This is a genomic window from Dietzia timorensis, assembly GCF_020742175.1.
GTDB classification, from domain to species: Bacteria; Actinomycetota; Actinomycetes; order Mycobacteriales; family Mycobacteriaceae; genus Dietzia; species Dietzia timorensis_A.
Window position 1 is genome coordinate 1 of the sequence record NZ_DYXM01000218.1, and the last position, 13,902, is coordinate 13,902.

Genomic DNA, 13,902 nt, shown 5'->3' on the forward strand with positions numbered 1-13,902 from the left:
GTAGCTACGAGGTCGTACCGATCTGGTGTGACGGCCTATTCCCGTCTCGGAAGGTGAGAGATGAACGAAGGCACGCCCGAAACAACCGAGGGCATGTGGGGAGAAGACGCCGCACAGCCGGTCAAGTTCCATGCACCAGAGGTCGTTTTCGGCACCGATTCATTGGCGGAGATTGGTCTTGCGGCAGTCAGGCTGGGCGCGCGCAGGCCGTTCGTCGTCAGCGATTCCGGGGTGTCCGCCGCCGGATGGACCGAGGAAACACTCGACTATCTGCGCCGCGAGGGTCTGCGGCCGCAGCTGTGGACCGATGTCACCCCGAACCCGAAGGAGCACGAGATCCAGCGGGGCTACGAGGAGTACATCGATTCCGGGGCCGATGTCATCATCGGCATCGGTGGCGGTTCTGTGATCGACGCGGCGAAGGGCGTGGCGATTCTCGCCGGCAATGGCGGAAAGATTCTCGACTTCGAGGGCGTGGATCAGATCTCCCATCCCATCCCGCCGATGATCATGGCGCCGACGACAGCGGGTACCGGGGCGGACGTGTCACAGTTCTGCGTCGTGTCGGATACCGAGCGCCACATCAAGGTCACGATCCTCGGCCGTGCCCTTGTCCCCGATATTTCCATCACCGACCCCCGTCTGCTCACCACGATGCCGGTCGACCTGGCAGCCGCGACGGGTCTCGACGCCCTGTCTCATGGGATCGAGGCATTCGTCTCCCTGGCCCACAATCCTCTCTCGGACCTGCACGCACTTAATTCCGTCCGCCTCGTCGACAGCCACCTCGTGCGGACCTTGGAGACGCCGGAGGACCTCACCTCCCGCCGCGCGATGGCACAGGCGAGCCTGGAGGCGGGAATGGCGTTCTCCAACGCGATCCTCGGCGCCACGCACGCGATGAGCCATCAGGTTGGCGGTCTCATCGACGCCCCGCACGGGGTGGTCAACGCGGTGCTGCTCTCCCATGTCGTCAGCTTCAATGCACTCGGCTCCCCTGAGCGCTACAGGCCCCTGGCGGAAGTGTTCGGCCTGTCCGAGTCGCGCGCACCGGTGGAGCAGATGGCCCGCGCGCTCGCCGCCTATATTCGGTCCCTCGCGGACCGGGTCGGCGTGCCGAAGGGCCTCGCGGCCCTCGGGGTCACCGAAGCGGACATTCCCCTGCTCACCAAATCGACACTCCACGATGCGTGCCTGACCACCAATCCCCGACTGGCCGACGAAAACGACGTGCACCGTCTGTTCGTCGCGGCGATGTAGCGGCGATGGCCCGGTCCCAGGCCACCAACGATCTCGCACGCCTCACCGGCGTGCGCTCCGGCAAACGGTCCTACTACCGCGAATTCGTTCGCTCGGACGAACGCATGCAGCGCACGGTGCGGGCGTTGGATTCCATTTCGCGAGCTCTCGTCCGAACCAGCCAGGGCCCGCGCGAGATCATGGAGGAAATCGCACGCGCCGCAGGCGAGCAGCTTGTCGCCACGTGGAGCATGCTCGGTCTCCGCGACGGCCGTCTGCCGTGGGCTCAACCAAGATTCGTCGTCGTCGACGAGGCGGGCAGGCCCTGCGGCGAGGACGCGCTTCCCGAGCATGTGGGCTCCGAGCTCGCCGCGCTCCGCGCCGGCGCCGAGCATCGGACGATGGAGGGCCACTGGGTGCGCATCGCCCTGCGGATCGAGGGCGAGCAGATCGGCAGCCTCGTCGTGAGTCACGGGCTCGACGGCAACCCCGAGCCGGACGACCTGTCGTTGCTGCGCATCCTCGCCAATCAGGCGGCGGTCGCGCTGCGCACCGCGGAGCTCTACCAGTCCGGCGTCGATCTCCAGCGCCGCGCCGGCATCCTCTACGACGAGGTCGCGACCTACGCCAGTGACCTCGCGAGCAGCGCGACCCAGCTCCAGCTCACGCGCAAACAACTCGTCGCCGCGGATCAGCGTGCGCTCATCGACTCCGAACGCCACCGCATCGCCCGCGAGCTCCACGATTCCGTCAGCCAGATCGTGCTCAGCGCCGGGCTCGCGGTAGACCTTGCCCGCCTCGACTCGGCCGAGCTCGACTGCAATGCCGGGCACATCACATCGCGTCTGGACCAGGCGAAGGGGCTGACCCAGGACGCGTTGCATCGGCTCCGCACGGCGATTTACGCGTTGCACCACACCGAGCGCGGAGAGGACCCGGCCACTCTCGCCGAGGTGCTCGAGGAGGTCGCCGCCGGCTACCGCTCCCAACTCGATATCGCGGTGCGGGTCCAAGGGACCTACGGGGGCGTGGCGAACGAGCTCGAGCACGAACTCGCCCGCATCGCCGGCGAGGCGTTGTTCAATGTCGCCACCCACGCCGAGGCCTCGAAGGTCGAGGTTCGGGTGAGTTCATCCGAGAACGGCCTCGTCCTTTCCGTTGCTGACGACGGCATGGGTGATCCGCGGGCCCTGCGGCAGATTCTGCGTATCGAGCAAGGGTCTAACGGCACCGTCGGGCATCGGGGTCTGGCGAACATGGCGCACCGCGCGGAACAGATCGGCGCGACGTTCTCGCTACGCCGGTCCAATCTCGGTGGCCTGCAGGTTCGGGTCGCCGTCCCCCGCGAGATCACCGAAAGGGAAACCCCATGAGCACCGATCTCATCACCGTCGTCCTGGTCGACGATCACGCGATCGTGCGACAGGGTCTTCGCGCACTCCTCGAGCGGGAACGCGATATCGAAGTCGTCGGCGAGGCCTCGGACCCGCAATCCGCGATGCGCCTCGTCCAGGCGCTGAGCCCGGATGTGGCGGTCCTCGACCTCAAGCTCTCCGCCGGTTCCGATGCGGAGGGGCTCGCGCTGTGCTCGGAGATCGTGGCGTCACAGCCGCAGGTCGCGGTACTCATTCTCACGACCTTTCTCGACGACCAGCTCATCCTCGATGCGATCAGCCGCGGCGCTAAGGGATACGTCGTCAAGGACGTCGACACCTCATCGGTCGTCAACGCGATCAGGGACCTCAAGGCCGGGGGAAGCTTCTTCGACCCCCGCAGTTCGACGGCCATCGTCCGCGGACTACACGGAACAGAGGAGCCGCGCAGCCACGAACTCACCGGCCGCGAGCGAGAGGTGCTCAACCTCCTTGCGCTCGGACGGTCCAACAAGCAGATCGGCGAGGAACTATTCATCTCCGCCGCAACGGCCAAATTCCATGTCGGCAACATCATGCGCAAGCTCGGAAGCACGCGCCGGGCCGAGGCTGTATACGCAGCCGGCAAGCTGGGGCTGGTCTAAGCCTCGCCTCCACTGGCCGGGTACGTCACCTGCCGGGTCTCGGGGTCCACGACGGCTCCGCGTGTGAGCTCGGCGTGCTCGATCACGCCCGGACGCATGATGTGGCGCACGTCCTCGCCGGCGGCGAGGAGGTTGTCGGCAATCAGCCGGCGGTGACACCGCCACCACACCGCCTCCGAGCACATAACGGCAGGAATCGCGTCCTCCCCGGCCGAGCGTAGCCGGTCCAGGCCCGCGCGGAACTCCGACGTCATCGCCCAATCGGCGTAGTTATGGAAGCTGCGGTTCCGCCAGAACCCGTTGACGTCGAACGGCACTTCCTTATCGCGCCCACGCCGCCCGGTCAGTTCCTCGATCCGCGTGTACCCGACGCCCGCATCGTCCAACGACCTCGACAGCGCATCGGCGTTGAACTGGGGATGGCGATTCGAACCGGGCAGCCGCCGCACATCAACAAGGAGGTCGACCCCGGCCTCGCGCAACAGCCCGAGAAATTCGTCGATCGTTCGTGTCGAATGCCCGATGGTGAAGAATGCCATGTGCTCCCCCCCATGGATGTGAGAACAACGGTGAAGTGTGCGCCCGGGGAGACTTGAACTCCCACGTCCTAAGACACTGGAACCTAAATCCAGCGCGTCTGCCAATTCCGCCACGGGCGCGCGGCCGCTGCGGGCGGCCGTGCCGAAAGCACCCCTTGGGGTGTCCGACCGGAATTAGCATACTTGCCTGTAGGCGGTAACGTTAAACGTGTGTCGGATGTTCGCTCTCACCAGGAACCTCACTCCGCGGCACCGAATGCGGTAGCCGGTGGCGGGGTGCATCCGCTCTTGTTGGAGAAGCCGCCGAAGTCCCGAAAGGCGCCGAAACACAATCGCAAGGCACTCATCGCGCTCGTCGTCCTCGGATCCATCGTCTGCCTCGCCATGGGCTACTGGCAGCTCAGCCGCTGGAGCTCCTCCCAGGGCACGTTCATGAATCTCGGCTACGCCTTCGAATGGCCGTTCTTCGCCGCGTTCCTCGTCTTCGTCTACCGCCGTTTCGTGCGGCTGGAGGACGAGCGCGAGAACGAGGAGCGCATGGGGCGCTCGATTCACGACAAGTACCGTGCCTCGGCCGAATCGGGCCGCCGCGCGGACGGGGTGCAGACGGAGATCCCGGCGAGTTTCCTCCCCCAGCGCCCAAGTCCGCGCGCCGAGGACATCGAGGACGAGGTCGATCCCGGCCTTGTGGAATACAACCAGTACCTGTCCTCGCTCGACACCGAGCCGGGCAACAAGGAAGACTCGCGGGGCTAGCCCAGCCCACAGCGGTGCCGGAAGCACCACCCGAAAGGAACCCAGTTGACCACGCCCGAAAACCACACGCCCAGCGAAGAAAATGTGCTGGTCAAAGATCCGGCGCACCGTTTGCGCAAGCTCAATAATGCGCTGACCCGCTACCGCGTCCTCGCGTGGATCACCGGTGTGTGGCTGCTCATCCTCGTCGGCGAGATGGTGCTCAAGTACATCCTCAAGGTCGACATGCCGGACTGGACCAACTTCATCCCGCCGGCGCACGGCTGGGTGTACTTCGTCTATCTTCTGTGCACCCTCGATCTGGGCATAAAGATCCGTTGGGGTTGGGGCAAGATCATCATCACCTGCCTCGCGGGCACGATCCCGTTCCTGTCGTTCTACTTCGAGCACATCCGCGCGCGCGAGGCGAAGGCCGAGATCGCCGATGCCAAGCGCTCCATCGGGATCGAATAAATCTAGACATCCCAACCCAGCCCACGCCAAGGGCGATAGCCGGGCCGGCGCCTCGCGCGCCGTGCCCGGCTTTTGTCATTTATGACGTCGGAGGTGCTAGAAATCCATGGCGGTCTCGTGGCTCGTCTGCGTCCCGATTTTTTGCAGATGCACGCGCCTGACCAGACGAATTCCCGGACGGATCATCATCTGCACACTGCCGATGAGGAACAACCAGGTGGCCGCGAACGTGGTCGATTCGGAGAAGAAGAGCATCGAACCGACGATGAACCATATGGCGATGACGATGTCGTTGCAGATGCTCACGACCTCGTAACGCTGCCGGATGACGAGCTCCTCGCGCCCGATCTTGATGTTCAGCGGATGATCATGTCGTGGCGTTGTCATTCTCTCATCGTGGCAAAGCTAGAACAGGCCGACAACGAGACTGATCGCGGTGGCCAGGATTCCGGTGCCGAATAGGAACGACATGATCGCGTGCCCGAAAACGATTTGGCGGATCTCGGAGGAGGTTACCGAGTCGGCGGGCGCATACGTCATCCCGATGGTGAAGGAGAAATAGGCGAAATCGAGGTAGCTGGGGAAATCGTCGGATCCGAAATCGATTCCGCCGGGCGGGTTCGAACCGTAGTAGCACTCTGCATATCGCAGTGTGTAGATGGTGTGTAGCAGCACCCACGAGGAGGCGACCGTGACGAGCGCGATCACGGCGAATATGAGCTTCGTCCACCCCTCGATTCGCTCGACCTCGACGATGAGCAGCACGACGGCCACAAGGGAGATGACGTTCGCCGTCAGGACCAGAACCTCACGGACGGCGCGGGAGGGGTCTTCGACGGCCGCATGGGCCTCGGTCTCATCGGGGCCCATCCATCCGATTCGCGCACGGATGTCGACGCTGTGGAAGATCGTTGCGACCGCCCAACCGGCCGCCGGGGCCACCGCCCATTCGCCCCAAAGTCCCACGGCGGCGAAGATGGCCGTGGCGATGATCCCCGTCATGAAGAAGCGGATTCGCTCGTGTTTCTTTCGGTGCGCTCCGGCGTGCTCGGCCGGCATGCTGCGACCCGGATCGCGACTCTCGGCGGTCACCGAGTCTGGGGCGGCGTTGCTCGCACTCGAGGGTTTCTCACGACGCCGGAGGAAAAAGCTTTCCATTTCCTTCTGACCTCCTGTTAACCCCGCATACTACGTGGGCAGCGCCTCCCCTGCGGCGAGAGCGCGAAGAGCCGGAACCAGGGCCCGTAGCGCGCGGCCGCGGTGCGAGGCGGCGTCCTTCTCCTCGGGCGCGAGCTCGCCCGCCGAGCGTTCGGAGCCTTCGGGCAGGAAGATCGGATCGTAGCCGAATCCGCCGTCGCCCTGGCGCGCACGAAGCACCGAACCCGGCCAGCGTCCCTCGGTAACGGTTTCGGCCGCGGGAGTGCGGGCTCCGCCGTCAGGAACGACCAGCGCGCAGGCGGAGACGAACCCGGCGCCCCTGCGCTCGTCCGGGACGTCGCCGAGCTGCGCGAGAAGGAGGTCGTTGTTCGCCTCGTCGTCGCCGTGGCGTCCCGACCAGCGAGCCGAGAGCACGCCGGGCATGCCGCCCAGCGCATCTACGGCCAGGCCCGAGTCGTCGGCGAGGCACACGAGACCGGTGGCGGCAGCGCCGGAGCGCGCCTTGATCAGCGCATTCTCGGCGAAAGTCGCGCCGGTTTCCGGTTCCTCGGGATACTCGGGCACGGCATCGAGACCGACCGGTTCGATACCCGAGATACCGGCGGCGTCGAGTACGCGCCGAAGCTCACGCAACTTCTTCGCGTTGCGACTGGCGACGAGGACCTTCACCGGCGCGGCCGGGCCAGGTGTGGTGGTGGTGTCGCTCATCGCTTGACCGGGGACGGCAGCTCCCCCGGGTAGGGGGCGTCAAGGGCGCGCTTCTGCTCGGCGATGAGCTCGTCGATGCCGTTCTGCCCGAGGTCGAGCATCGCACTCATCGCGTCGCGATCGAAGGGCTCGCCCTCGGCGGTGCCCTGTACCTCGACGAGCTTGCCGCCGTCGAAACCGACGATGTTGAGGTCGACTTCTGCGCGGGAGTCCTCCTCGTAGGGAAGATCGAGGCGCACCTCGCCGTCGATGACGCCGACGCTGATCGCTGCGACATGACCGGTGAGCGGGTTGCCGGAGACGCTACCCGCGGACTGCAGCCACGTAACGGCGTCGGCGAGCGCGACGTAGGCGCCGGTGATCGCCGCGGTGCGGGTTCCGCCATCTGCCTGCAGCACGTCACAGTCGAGGGCGATGGTGTTCTCGCCCAGCGCGGACAGGTCGATGGCGGCGCGCAGCGAGCGGCCGACGAGGCGGGAGATCTCCTGCGTCCTTCCGGACACCTTCCCCTTGACCGATTCGCGGCGGGAGCGGTCGTGCGTGGCGGCGGGAAGCATCGCGTACTCCGCCGTCAGCCAGCCGAGCCCCGAGCCCTTGCGCCAGCGCGGAACGCCCTGCTCGACACTCGCGGTGCACATCACGCGGGTCTGGCCGAACTCGACCAGCACGCTGCCGGCCGGGTGGGAGGTGAATCCGCGGGTGATGGACACCGGGCGGAGTTGGTCTGCGGTTCTACCGTCTGCTCGTAAATTGCTCACGCATCCACCCTAGCGACCGCCCGTCGCCGATCGCCGGTGGTGGCGGCTAGTAGTCGAGCGCGAAGCTCAGTCCGGGCGTGGCGACGAGAATCTCGCCATCGAATTCGCCGCGTGCCTCTGCCTCGACGGCGTCGGCGTCGGTCCACGGCGGGATGTGGGTGAGCACGAGGAGACTCACGCCTGCCTCACGGGCCGTGCGCCCCGCTTCGAGCCCGGACATGTGGATTCCCTCGGGGTGCTCGCCCGGGTGCTCCCACGACGCCTCGCACAGCAGCACGTCGGAGCCGGTGGCAAGGTCGATGAGGTCCTGGCAGAACGCGGTGTCTCCCGAGTAGGTCAGAGACGCGCCGTACGGGGTGTCGAAGCGCAGCGCGTAGCTCAGCGGCGGGTGGTTGACCTTCGCCGTCCGCACCGTCGCGGCGAGCACGCCCTCCTCGTTGCGCAGCTCCACCGGGTTGGCGGGGTCCCATTCGTGCATTGCGAGAGTGTCCGAGACATCGTCGATCGATTCGGCGTCCTCCGCCGAGGCGCGCCCGATTCTCTTGTCCGCACCAGCGGGGGCGAATACCTCGGCGCGCTCGCTGTAGCTGTGCGGGCCGAAACGCCGCCACACCAATAGCGCCGGCATGTCCAGGCAGTGATCGGCGTGCAGATGGCTGAGCAAGACCGTCGCGCTGCCGGGGTCGATGTGACGTTGCAGGCGGCCGATACTGCCCGGGCCGAGGTCCATGACGATCGGCCGGTACCCGGGGATCTCCACCAGGTAGCACGACGCCGTGGACTGCGGCCCGGAGAGGGACCCGGAGCTGCCGATGACGGTCAGTTGCATAAAACCATGGTGCCAGATGTCGCCCGGGGATCTTTGCAATACCGCCGCGCTCGGCTGCGTAGGAAAAGTTAGCCGGGACGGTTAGAGGCCGTTCGCTATGTTCCGAGCTCTACGTGGTCGACCGAGCCGACGCCGGGGCCGAGGAAGCGCGTGGCCATATGGGCGAAGCGGTACGGGTCCCCGGTGGCGAGGAATTCGCGTCGCACGTGAGTGCCGACGTCGGCGCCAAGGGACGTATCCGGCGCGAGTTCATCGCGTTCGGTGAGCACGGCGAGCACGTCCTTCGCGGTTTCCTCAGCGCTCGACACGAGCGTCACGTCCGCGCCGACGGCGAGCTGCACCACCCCGGACAGCAGCGGATAGTGGGTGCAGCCGAGCACGACGGTGTCGACCCCAGCAGCGCGTAGCGGCGTTAGATACGCCTCGGCGAGGCCGAGGATCTGGCGACCGGAGGTGATGCCGCGCTCGACGAAATCGACGAATCGGGGGCACGCCGCGGCGGTCACCTCGACGCCCTCGGCGGTGAACGCCCGCTGGTATGCGCCCGAGGCGACGGTGCCCTGCGTGCCGATCACTCCGATTTTCCCGTTCTTGCTCGCCGCGACGGCGCGCCGCACCGCGGGGCTGATCACCTCGAGCACCGGCACCTCGTAGCGCTCGCGCAATACGTCGAGGCTCGCCGCGGTCGCCGTGTTGCACGCGACCACGAGCGCCTTGACCCCGCGCTCTACAAGCGTGTCGGCGATCTTCACCGAGTGCCGGCGCACCTCGGCCAGCGGAAGCGGACCGTACGGACCGTTCCCGGTGTCACCGATGTAAATCAGGCCCTCCCCTGGCAGCTGGTCCATCACCGACCGAGCGACCGTCAGCCCACCGACCCCGGAGTCGAACATGCCGATCGGACCCGTGCCGGGAACCGCGCCACCAGCAGGTATGACGTCGGACGTCCCGCTCATGCCGACGTGACCTGCGCGCGCGGCACCGGTTTCCTACGCCGGCGGCCGAGGGCCGACGCGGCGACCACGCCCCCGATCGCCCCGCCGAGGTGCCCTTGCCAGGAGATGCCGTCGTTGCCGAAGGGCAGCATCCCGCCGAGCACGCCGACGCCGTAATAGATGGCCGCGATGATCCCGACGATGATGTGCAGTGGAGCCCTCGTGAACAGCCCACGCACGATGACGAAGACGATGTAGGCGAACACGACCCCGGAGGCGCCGATGTGCACCCCGCCACCACCGATGAGCCACGTGATGACCCCGGAGATCGCCCAACCGAAGACCGTGACGAGCGCGAACGTGCGGATCCCGCTGAGCGCGATGATCGCGCCAACGACAAGCAGAGGGACGGTGTTGGCGATGAGGTGCCCCCAGCCGGCGTGCAGAAGAGGGGCAAGGAGAATGCCGGTGAGGCCGTCGGTATTCAGCGGTCGTACACCCTCGGCGTCGAGCCGGCCGCCGAGGACGGTGTCGATGCCCTCGAGTACCCACATCGCCGCGACCAAGATGGCCAGCGCGATGAACGCTGACGCGCGGGGGCCACGCCCCGCCTTGCGCGCCTGGTTCTTGGCGGCCGACGTACGAGCCGTGCCGACGCCTGGATCGAAGGTCATATCATCACCTGTAAAAGGTCGTCCTGCATCATCGCGCACCAGTAGTACGCCTGCCAGGCGGGGAACATCGGGCTGTCCGGATCGGGCATTTCCTCGGGTACGCCCGTGCGATACCAGCCGGGCTTGGGCGAACCGTTGGAGCCGAAATCGGAGGAGCCGGGCGGCTGCTCTGCGCGCATGATGAGCTCCCCGAGCACGAGTCGAACATCGTTGAGCGCCTGCAGCCAGGACTCGGCCTGTTGTTCGTTCAACGAGATCGCCCCGCCCTTGGCGGGGATCGTGCGCATCACCACTTCCCCGGCGTAGAGCTTGGCCTCGATGATCTCCGGTTCGTGCAGCATGCGCATCGCGGCGTTCTCGCGTTCGGTCTCCGCCGGATCGTCCTGCGCAGCCTCGGTGTCGGCCGAATCGGGGGAGGCAGCGGCGACGTCATCGGAAAAATCGATGTTGTCCGCGTCCTCGCCCTCGGAAAAGTTCTCGGCGTGCCCGGCATAGCGCTCGGCGTCGGACTCCCGGGCGCGCGGGGATCCGGACGGCGGGAAGAAGTCGGGGATGAGCCGCGCCAGCGGCGCGTAGTCCGGAGGTTCGGAGTTTCCGGATTTGATGCCGGTGAGCTCGGCGAGCTCGTCCTGGGAGCCTGAGCCGAGTCGGTCGGACAGCAGCTTCATCACCCCGGAGACGACGTCGCGGACCAGGGCGGCCTCTGCGGGCTCGAGGCGCGCCTTGAATTTGACGCCACGAATACCGGACTTGCGCGCGAAACGCGGCGCACGATCCATTCGACTATTCCCCCTTTTGCAAGGTCGCCCACAAACCGGCTTCCTGCAATTTGCGCACGGCGTTTTCCATTTCGTCGCGGCTGCCGGACGCCACCGCCGCCTTGCCGTCGTTGTGCACCGCGAGCATCAAGGTGCGTGCCTTGCCCCGGTCGTACCCGAAGGTGCGCTGGAGGACGAAGGTCACGTAACTCATGAGATTGACCGGGTCGTCCCAGACGACGCAGACCCACGGGTTGTTCTCCTCGCCGACGAGCTCGGTCGTCTCCTCGACCATGGGCGCTGCGGCCGGGCCCGAGGCCAACCACGGTGAATGCGAGGTACCGCCCTCGCTCGCGACGCATCGCAGCGGGGACGGCTCCACTGATCCGGTGTTCGCGCGGTCCATGCCCCCAGGATACTGACGCGTGCACATTCGCGGCGTCCGCTTCCCCGACTTCTCCCCGTATTGTGGGCTGGGTGAACAATTCGACTGCTCTGCTCACGGACCGCTATGAGCTGACCATGATCGAGGCGGCCCTCGCCGCCGGGACCGCCGACCGGCAGTGCACCTTCGAGGTGTTCTCCCGCCGCCTGCCGCTGCGCCGCCGCTACGGGGTGGTCGCGGGGATCGGCCGACTCGTCGAGCGCCTCGCCGATTTCCGTTTCGGCGATGCCGAGCTCGAGGTGTTCGGCGACTCGATGAGCGCCGAGGTGCGCGAGTGGATGCGCAACTACCGTTTCCGCGGACGTATCGACGGCTACCGCGAGGGCGAGCTATTCTTCCCCGCCTCCCCTGTGTTGCGTGTGCAGGGCACGTTCGCCGAATGCGTGGTGCTCGAGACTCTTATCCTGTCGATCCTCAACCACGATTGCGCGATCGCCTCGGCGGGCGCCCGGATGGCGTCGGTGGCTGATGGCCGTACGTTGATCGAAATGGGTTCGCGCCGTGCGCACGAGGAGGCCGCGGTCGCCGCCGCCAGGGCCGCCTACCTTGCGGGCTTCGATTCGACCTCGAATGTCGAGGCCGAGCGGCGCTACGGTGTGCCGTCGGCAGGCACGAGCGCCCACTCGTTCACGCTCTTACACACGACGCAGGACGGGCCGGACGAGGCGGCCGCGTTCCGCGCGCAGGTTGCCGCACTCGGAACGGGCACCACGCTGTTGGTCGATACCTACGACATCACCCAGGGAGTGGAGACGGCCATCGAGGTAGCCGGAACCGAGCTCGGCGCGGTGCGCATCGATTCCGGGGACCTGGGCATGCTCGCCCGCCAGGTGCGTCGGCAGCTCGACGATCTCGGTGCCACCCGGACCGGCATTGTCGTTTCGGGAGATCTCGACGAGTACGCGATCGCGGGGCTCCGCGCCGAGCCGGTCGATGCCTACGGCGTCGGCACTCGTCTGGTCACCGGATCGGGCGCCCCCACGGCGTCGATGGTGTACAAGCTGGTCGAGGTAGACGGCATCCCGGTGGCGAAACGCTCAGCGCACAAGGAGACTCTCCCCGGCTCCAAGGACGCCTACCGAACCTATCGTTCGACGGGCACCGCCCTCGAGGAGGTGCTCGCTCCCGCGGGCGCCGACGTGTCCTCGCTGTCCGAGGGGAATCGGGTTGCCGAGGTGCGCCCTCTCCTCCAACCGCTTGTCGTCGACGGCGATCCGGTGGGCGATGTCCCCACGCTCTCCGAGTCCCGTGCGCACCAGGCGGCCGCGCGAATCACGATGCCTTGGGAGGGACTCTCGCTTGCGGAAGGCGATCCGGCACTGAATGTGCGTGTGCTGCCCCATTAACGTGCGGGTACTTCCACGCTAGGCTCTCGGGTATGAACGAGGTTTCCGGCTCGAACGATGCACGCACTCCGTCCGACGCCTTGCTGGTCGTCGACGTCCAGAACGATTTCTGTGAGGGCGGCGCGCTCGGCGTCACGGGCGGCACGGCCGTCGCCGAGAACATCGCTTCTATGCTTGCAGGCTCGCACGGCTATCGCTTCGTCGTCGCCACCCGCGATATGCACATTGATCCCGGCGCACATTTCTCCGAGACTCCGGACTTCGTCGATACGTGGCCGGTGCATTGTGTACAGGGTTCCCCGGGCGCTCGCCTGCGGGAGGAATTGCGGGACACGCACTTCGATGCGGTCTTCGACAAGGGCGCCTACGAGGCCGCGTACTCCGGTTTCGAGGGATCGGATTCGGCGGGCTCGCCCCTCGCCCAGTGGCTGCGCGACCACGGCGTCAGCAGCGTGGATGTTGTGGGCATCGCCACCGACCATTGCGTGCGGGCCACTGCCGAAGACGCTCTCGAAGAAGGATTTATGACGACGGTGTTGGCGGATTTAACCGCAGCCGTCGACCCGGAGCGCGGCAAGAAGACATTAAAGGAGCTCGCCGCGAAACGTGCCCTGATTCGCGGCGAGCTCAGCACCTAGAGCGCCCGTTCTCCGGGACGCCTTAGAATCTGTGGGCTGTTCGATTTAGTGCGTGGAGTTGAACACCGAGCAACCCCATCGGTCTTGCCAAGAGATGCGCCATCGAGGCTGCCGAGATCGATCGATCCCAGTCCGCTACCGCCCCGCTTAAAGAGCTTGGTCGTACCGTGATTGCCCGTTGCCCCGGCGGCCGGAGCGACCACCGCGCTGTTCCCCAAGGCGCCGATTGCCAACGCGGCGGCCACATTTCGCGCCGTGAACGTACGCTTGCTAACGGTTCTCTGGCAGGCACTAGCCATAGAAATGACAGAAATGACAGATCGGAATTGATCCCCGAGCCCGCTTGATTGCGGTGAACCGAGGCACGTAGAACGACGGGCCGATAGCATCCTCAAACGGCCCGATAATCGCGTCACCACGCGTATTCACTGTCGCCCAGCTATCGCGAACAAGCTGAAGACTCTCCTCGCCCTGCCGGCAGAGACTTGCTGTATTTCGGGCAAACATTCGCGGCCCCGGCCCCGTAATGACACATTTCGGATGTTCCACGCCTTATCCGGCGGCCCTAAAACGGAGAACCGGCATGTTTGAGCGGCGCCCAGATGAGGCTTCGGCTCCGCAGTTTTCCAGACAATCCGCGGCGCTCCAT

Annotated in this window: 17 protein-coding genes and 1 tRNA gene; 7 read left to right on the forward strand and 11 right to left on the reverse strand. The window is 66.2% G+C overall.

The genetic code is table 11. The features are described from left to right. Window positions 1–60: 60 nt before the first annotated feature. From K8V11_RS11100 to K8V11_RS11110, 3 genes are read left to right on the forward strand one after another with little or no spacing between them, the layout of a single operon-like run. Window positions 61–1,260, forward strand: a complete 1,200-nt coding sequence (locus K8V11_RS11100) for an iron-containing alcohol dehydrogenase (protein WP_303914067.1) — start codon at window positions 61–63, stop codon at window positions 1,258–1,260. Between the two features lie 5 nt (window positions 1,261–1,265). Continuing rightward, entirely contained in the window at window positions 1,266–2,612 is a 1,347-nt protein-coding gene (locus tag K8V11_RS11105) for a GAF domain-containing sensor histidine kinase (protein ID WP_303914070.1), read from the forward strand. Next, the gene (locus tag K8V11_RS11110) at window positions 2,609–3,256 is read left to right on the forward strand and encodes a response regulator transcription factor (protein WP_303914073.1); all 648 of its coding nucleotides are present in this window, start codon (window positions 2,609–2,611) and stop codon (window positions 3,254–3,256) included. Before K8V11_RS11105 ends, K8V11_RS11110 begins: the two co-directional genes overlap by 4 nt. Here the strand turns inward: K8V11_RS11110 and K8V11_RS11115 are convergent. Both K8V11_RS11115 and K8V11_RS11120 read right to left on the reverse strand, forming a co-directional pair. Beyond that, window positions 3,253–3,795, reverse strand: coding sequence for a DUF488 family protein (locus K8V11_RS11115; RefSeq protein WP_303914077.1), 543 nt, complete (start codon window positions 3,793–3,795; stop codon window positions 3,253–3,255). The two genes, K8V11_RS11110 and K8V11_RS11115, sit on opposite strands and share 4 nt — an antisense overlap. Window positions 3,796–3,833: 38 nt before the next feature. Next, window positions 3,834–3,915 (reverse strand) — tRNA-Leu (locus K8V11_RS11120). Window positions 3,916–4,005: 90 nt separating this feature from the next. Here K8V11_RS11120 and K8V11_RS11125 point away from each other — a divergent pair. Both K8V11_RS11125 and K8V11_RS11130 read left to right on the forward strand, forming a co-directional pair. Further along, complete coding sequence (locus tag K8V11_RS11125; RefSeq protein WP_303914080.1) at window positions 4,006–4,551, forward strand: hypothetical protein; 546 nt, start codon at window positions 4,006–4,008, stop codon at window positions 4,549–4,551. 84 nt (window positions 4,552–4,635) lie between these two features. Continuing rightward, a complete protein-coding gene (locus tag K8V11_RS11130; protein WP_303914110.1) occupies window positions 4,636–5,004 on the forward strand; it encodes a DUF3817 domain-containing protein in 369 nt (122 codons plus the stop codon). Window positions 5,005–5,100: 96 nt separating this feature from the next. On the opposite strand, the gene K8V11_RS11135 is transcribed toward K8V11_RS11130, so the two are convergent. From K8V11_RS11135 to clpS, 9 genes are all read right to left on the reverse strand, one after another. Beyond that, window positions 5,101–5,391: a YrhK family protein gene (locus K8V11_RS11135; RefSeq protein ID WP_303914083.1), complete on the reverse strand. Its 291-nt coding sequence runs from the start codon at window positions 5,389–5,391 to the stop codon at window positions 5,101–5,103. 18 nt (window positions 5,392–5,409) lie between these two features. Beyond that, window positions 5,410–6,162, reverse strand: a complete 753-nt coding sequence (locus K8V11_RS11140) for a DUF1345 domain-containing protein (protein ID WP_303914086.1) — start codon at window positions 6,160–6,162, stop codon at window positions 5,410–5,412. Window positions 6,163–6,192: 30 nt separating this feature from the next. Further along, window positions 6,193–6,870, reverse strand: coding sequence for a non-canonical purine NTP pyrophosphatase (locus K8V11_RS11145; RefSeq protein ID WP_303914090.1), 678 nt, complete (start codon window positions 6,868–6,870; stop codon window positions 6,193–6,195). Continuing rightward, window positions 6,867–7,628 (reverse strand): ribonuclease PH, encoded by a 762-nt coding sequence (gene rph, locus K8V11_RS11150; RefSeq protein ID WP_303914093.1) that lies wholly within the window; start codon window positions 7,626–7,628, stop codon window positions 6,867–6,869. The genes K8V11_RS11145 and rph overlap by 4 nt, the downstream gene beginning before the upstream one ends. A gap of 46 nt (window positions 7,629–7,674) precedes the next feature. Continuing rightward, the gene (locus K8V11_RS11155; RefSeq protein ID WP_303914096.1) at window positions 7,675–8,457 is read right to left on the reverse strand and encodes an MBL fold metallo-hydrolase; all 783 of its coding nucleotides are present in this window, start codon (window positions 8,455–8,457) and stop codon (window positions 7,675–7,677) included. 95 nt (window positions 8,458–8,552) lie between these two features. Next, window positions 8,553–9,413 carry a glutamate racemase gene (murI, locus tag K8V11_RS11160; RefSeq protein WP_303914098.1) on the reverse strand — a complete coding sequence of 287 codons (861 nt, stop codon included), beginning with the start codon at window positions 9,411–9,413 and terminating at the stop codon, window positions 8,553–8,555. After that, the gene (locus K8V11_RS11165) at window positions 9,410–10,066 is read right to left on the reverse strand and encodes a rhomboid family intramembrane serine protease (RefSeq protein WP_303914101.1); all 657 of its coding nucleotides are present in this window, start codon (window positions 10,064–10,066) and stop codon (window positions 9,410–9,412) included. The genes murI and K8V11_RS11165 overlap by 4 nt, the downstream gene beginning before the upstream one ends. Beyond that, the gene (locus K8V11_RS11170; protein WP_303914103.1) at window positions 10,063–10,845 is read right to left on the reverse strand and encodes a DUF2017 domain-containing protein; all 783 of its coding nucleotides are present in this window, start codon (window positions 10,843–10,845) and stop codon (window positions 10,063–10,065) included. Before K8V11_RS11170 ends, K8V11_RS11165 begins: the two co-directional genes overlap by 4 nt. Window positions 10,846–10,849: 4 nt before the next feature. After that, the gene (clpS, locus tag K8V11_RS11175; RefSeq protein ID WP_067470698.1) at window positions 10,850–11,119 is read right to left on the reverse strand and encodes an ATP-dependent Clp protease adapter ClpS; all 270 of its coding nucleotides are present in this window, start codon (window positions 11,117–11,119) and stop codon (window positions 10,850–10,852) included. 182 nt (window positions 11,120–11,301) lie between these two features. On the opposite strand from clpS, the gene K8V11_RS11180 reads away from it, so the two are divergent. Beyond that, the gene (locus tag K8V11_RS11180) at window positions 11,302–12,615 is read left to right on the forward strand and encodes a nicotinate phosphoribosyltransferase (protein ID WP_303914106.1); all 1,314 of its coding nucleotides are present in this window, start codon (window positions 11,302–11,304) and stop codon (window positions 12,613–12,615) included. Window positions 12,616–12,647: 32 nt separating this feature from the next. Continuing rightward, entirely contained in the window at window positions 12,648–13,253 is a 606-nt protein-coding gene (locus tag K8V11_RS11185) for an isochorismatase family protein (RefSeq protein ID WP_303914108.1), read from the forward strand. Window positions 13,254–13,902 lie beyond the last annotated feature (649 nt).

Bases quoted from the DNA above. Each gene is read 5' to 3' on its own strand.
- murI (WP_303914098.1), bottom strand. From the start codon at position 9,413: ATGAGCGGGACGTCCGACGTCATACCTGCTGGTGGCGCGGTTCCCGGC.
- K8V11_RS11135 (WP_303914083.1), bottom strand. From the start codon at position 5,391: ATGACAACGCCACGACATGATCATCCGCTGAACATCAAGATCGGGCGC.
- K8V11_RS11165 (WP_303914101.1), bottom strand. From the start codon at position 10,066: ATGACCTTCGATCCAGGCGTCGGCACGGCTCGTACGTCGGCCGCCAAG.
- K8V11_RS11185 (WP_303914108.1), top strand. From the start codon at position 12,648: ATGAACGAGGTTTCCGGCTCGAACGATGCACGCACTCCGTCCGACGCC.
- K8V11_RS11100 (WP_303914067.1), top strand. From the start codon at position 61: ATGAACGAAGGCACGCCCGAAACAACCGAGGGCATGTGGGGAGAAGAC.
- K8V11_RS11155 (WP_303914096.1), bottom strand. From the start codon at position 8,457: ATGCAACTGACCGTCATCGGCAGCTCCGGGTCCCTCTCCGGGCCGCAG.
- K8V11_RS11145 (WP_303914090.1), bottom strand. From the start codon at position 6,870: ATGAGCGACACCACCACCACACCTGGCCCGGCCGCGCCGGTGAAGGTC.
- K8V11_RS11110 (WP_303914073.1), top strand. From the start codon at position 2,609: ATGAGCACCGATCTCATCACCGTCGTCCTGGTCGACGATCACGCGATC.
- K8V11_RS11115 (WP_303914077.1), bottom strand. From the start codon at position 3,795: ATGGCATTCTTCACCATCGGGCATTCGACACGAACGATCGACGAATTT.
- K8V11_RS11140 (WP_303914086.1), bottom strand. From the start codon at position 6,162: ATGGAAAGCTTTTTCCTCCGGCGTCGTGAGAAACCCTCGAGTGCGAGC.
- clpS (WP_067470698.1), bottom strand. From the start codon at position 11,119: ATGGTCGAGGAGACGACCGAGCTCGTCGGCGAGGAGAACAACCCGTGG.
- K8V11_RS11105 (WP_303914070.1), top strand. From the start codon at position 1,266: ATGGCCCGGTCCCAGGCCACCAACGATCTCGCACGCCTCACCGGCGTG.
- K8V11_RS11170 (WP_303914103.1), bottom strand. From the start codon at position 10,845: ATGGATCGTGCGCCGCGTTTCGCGCGCAAGTCCGGTATTCGTGGCGTC.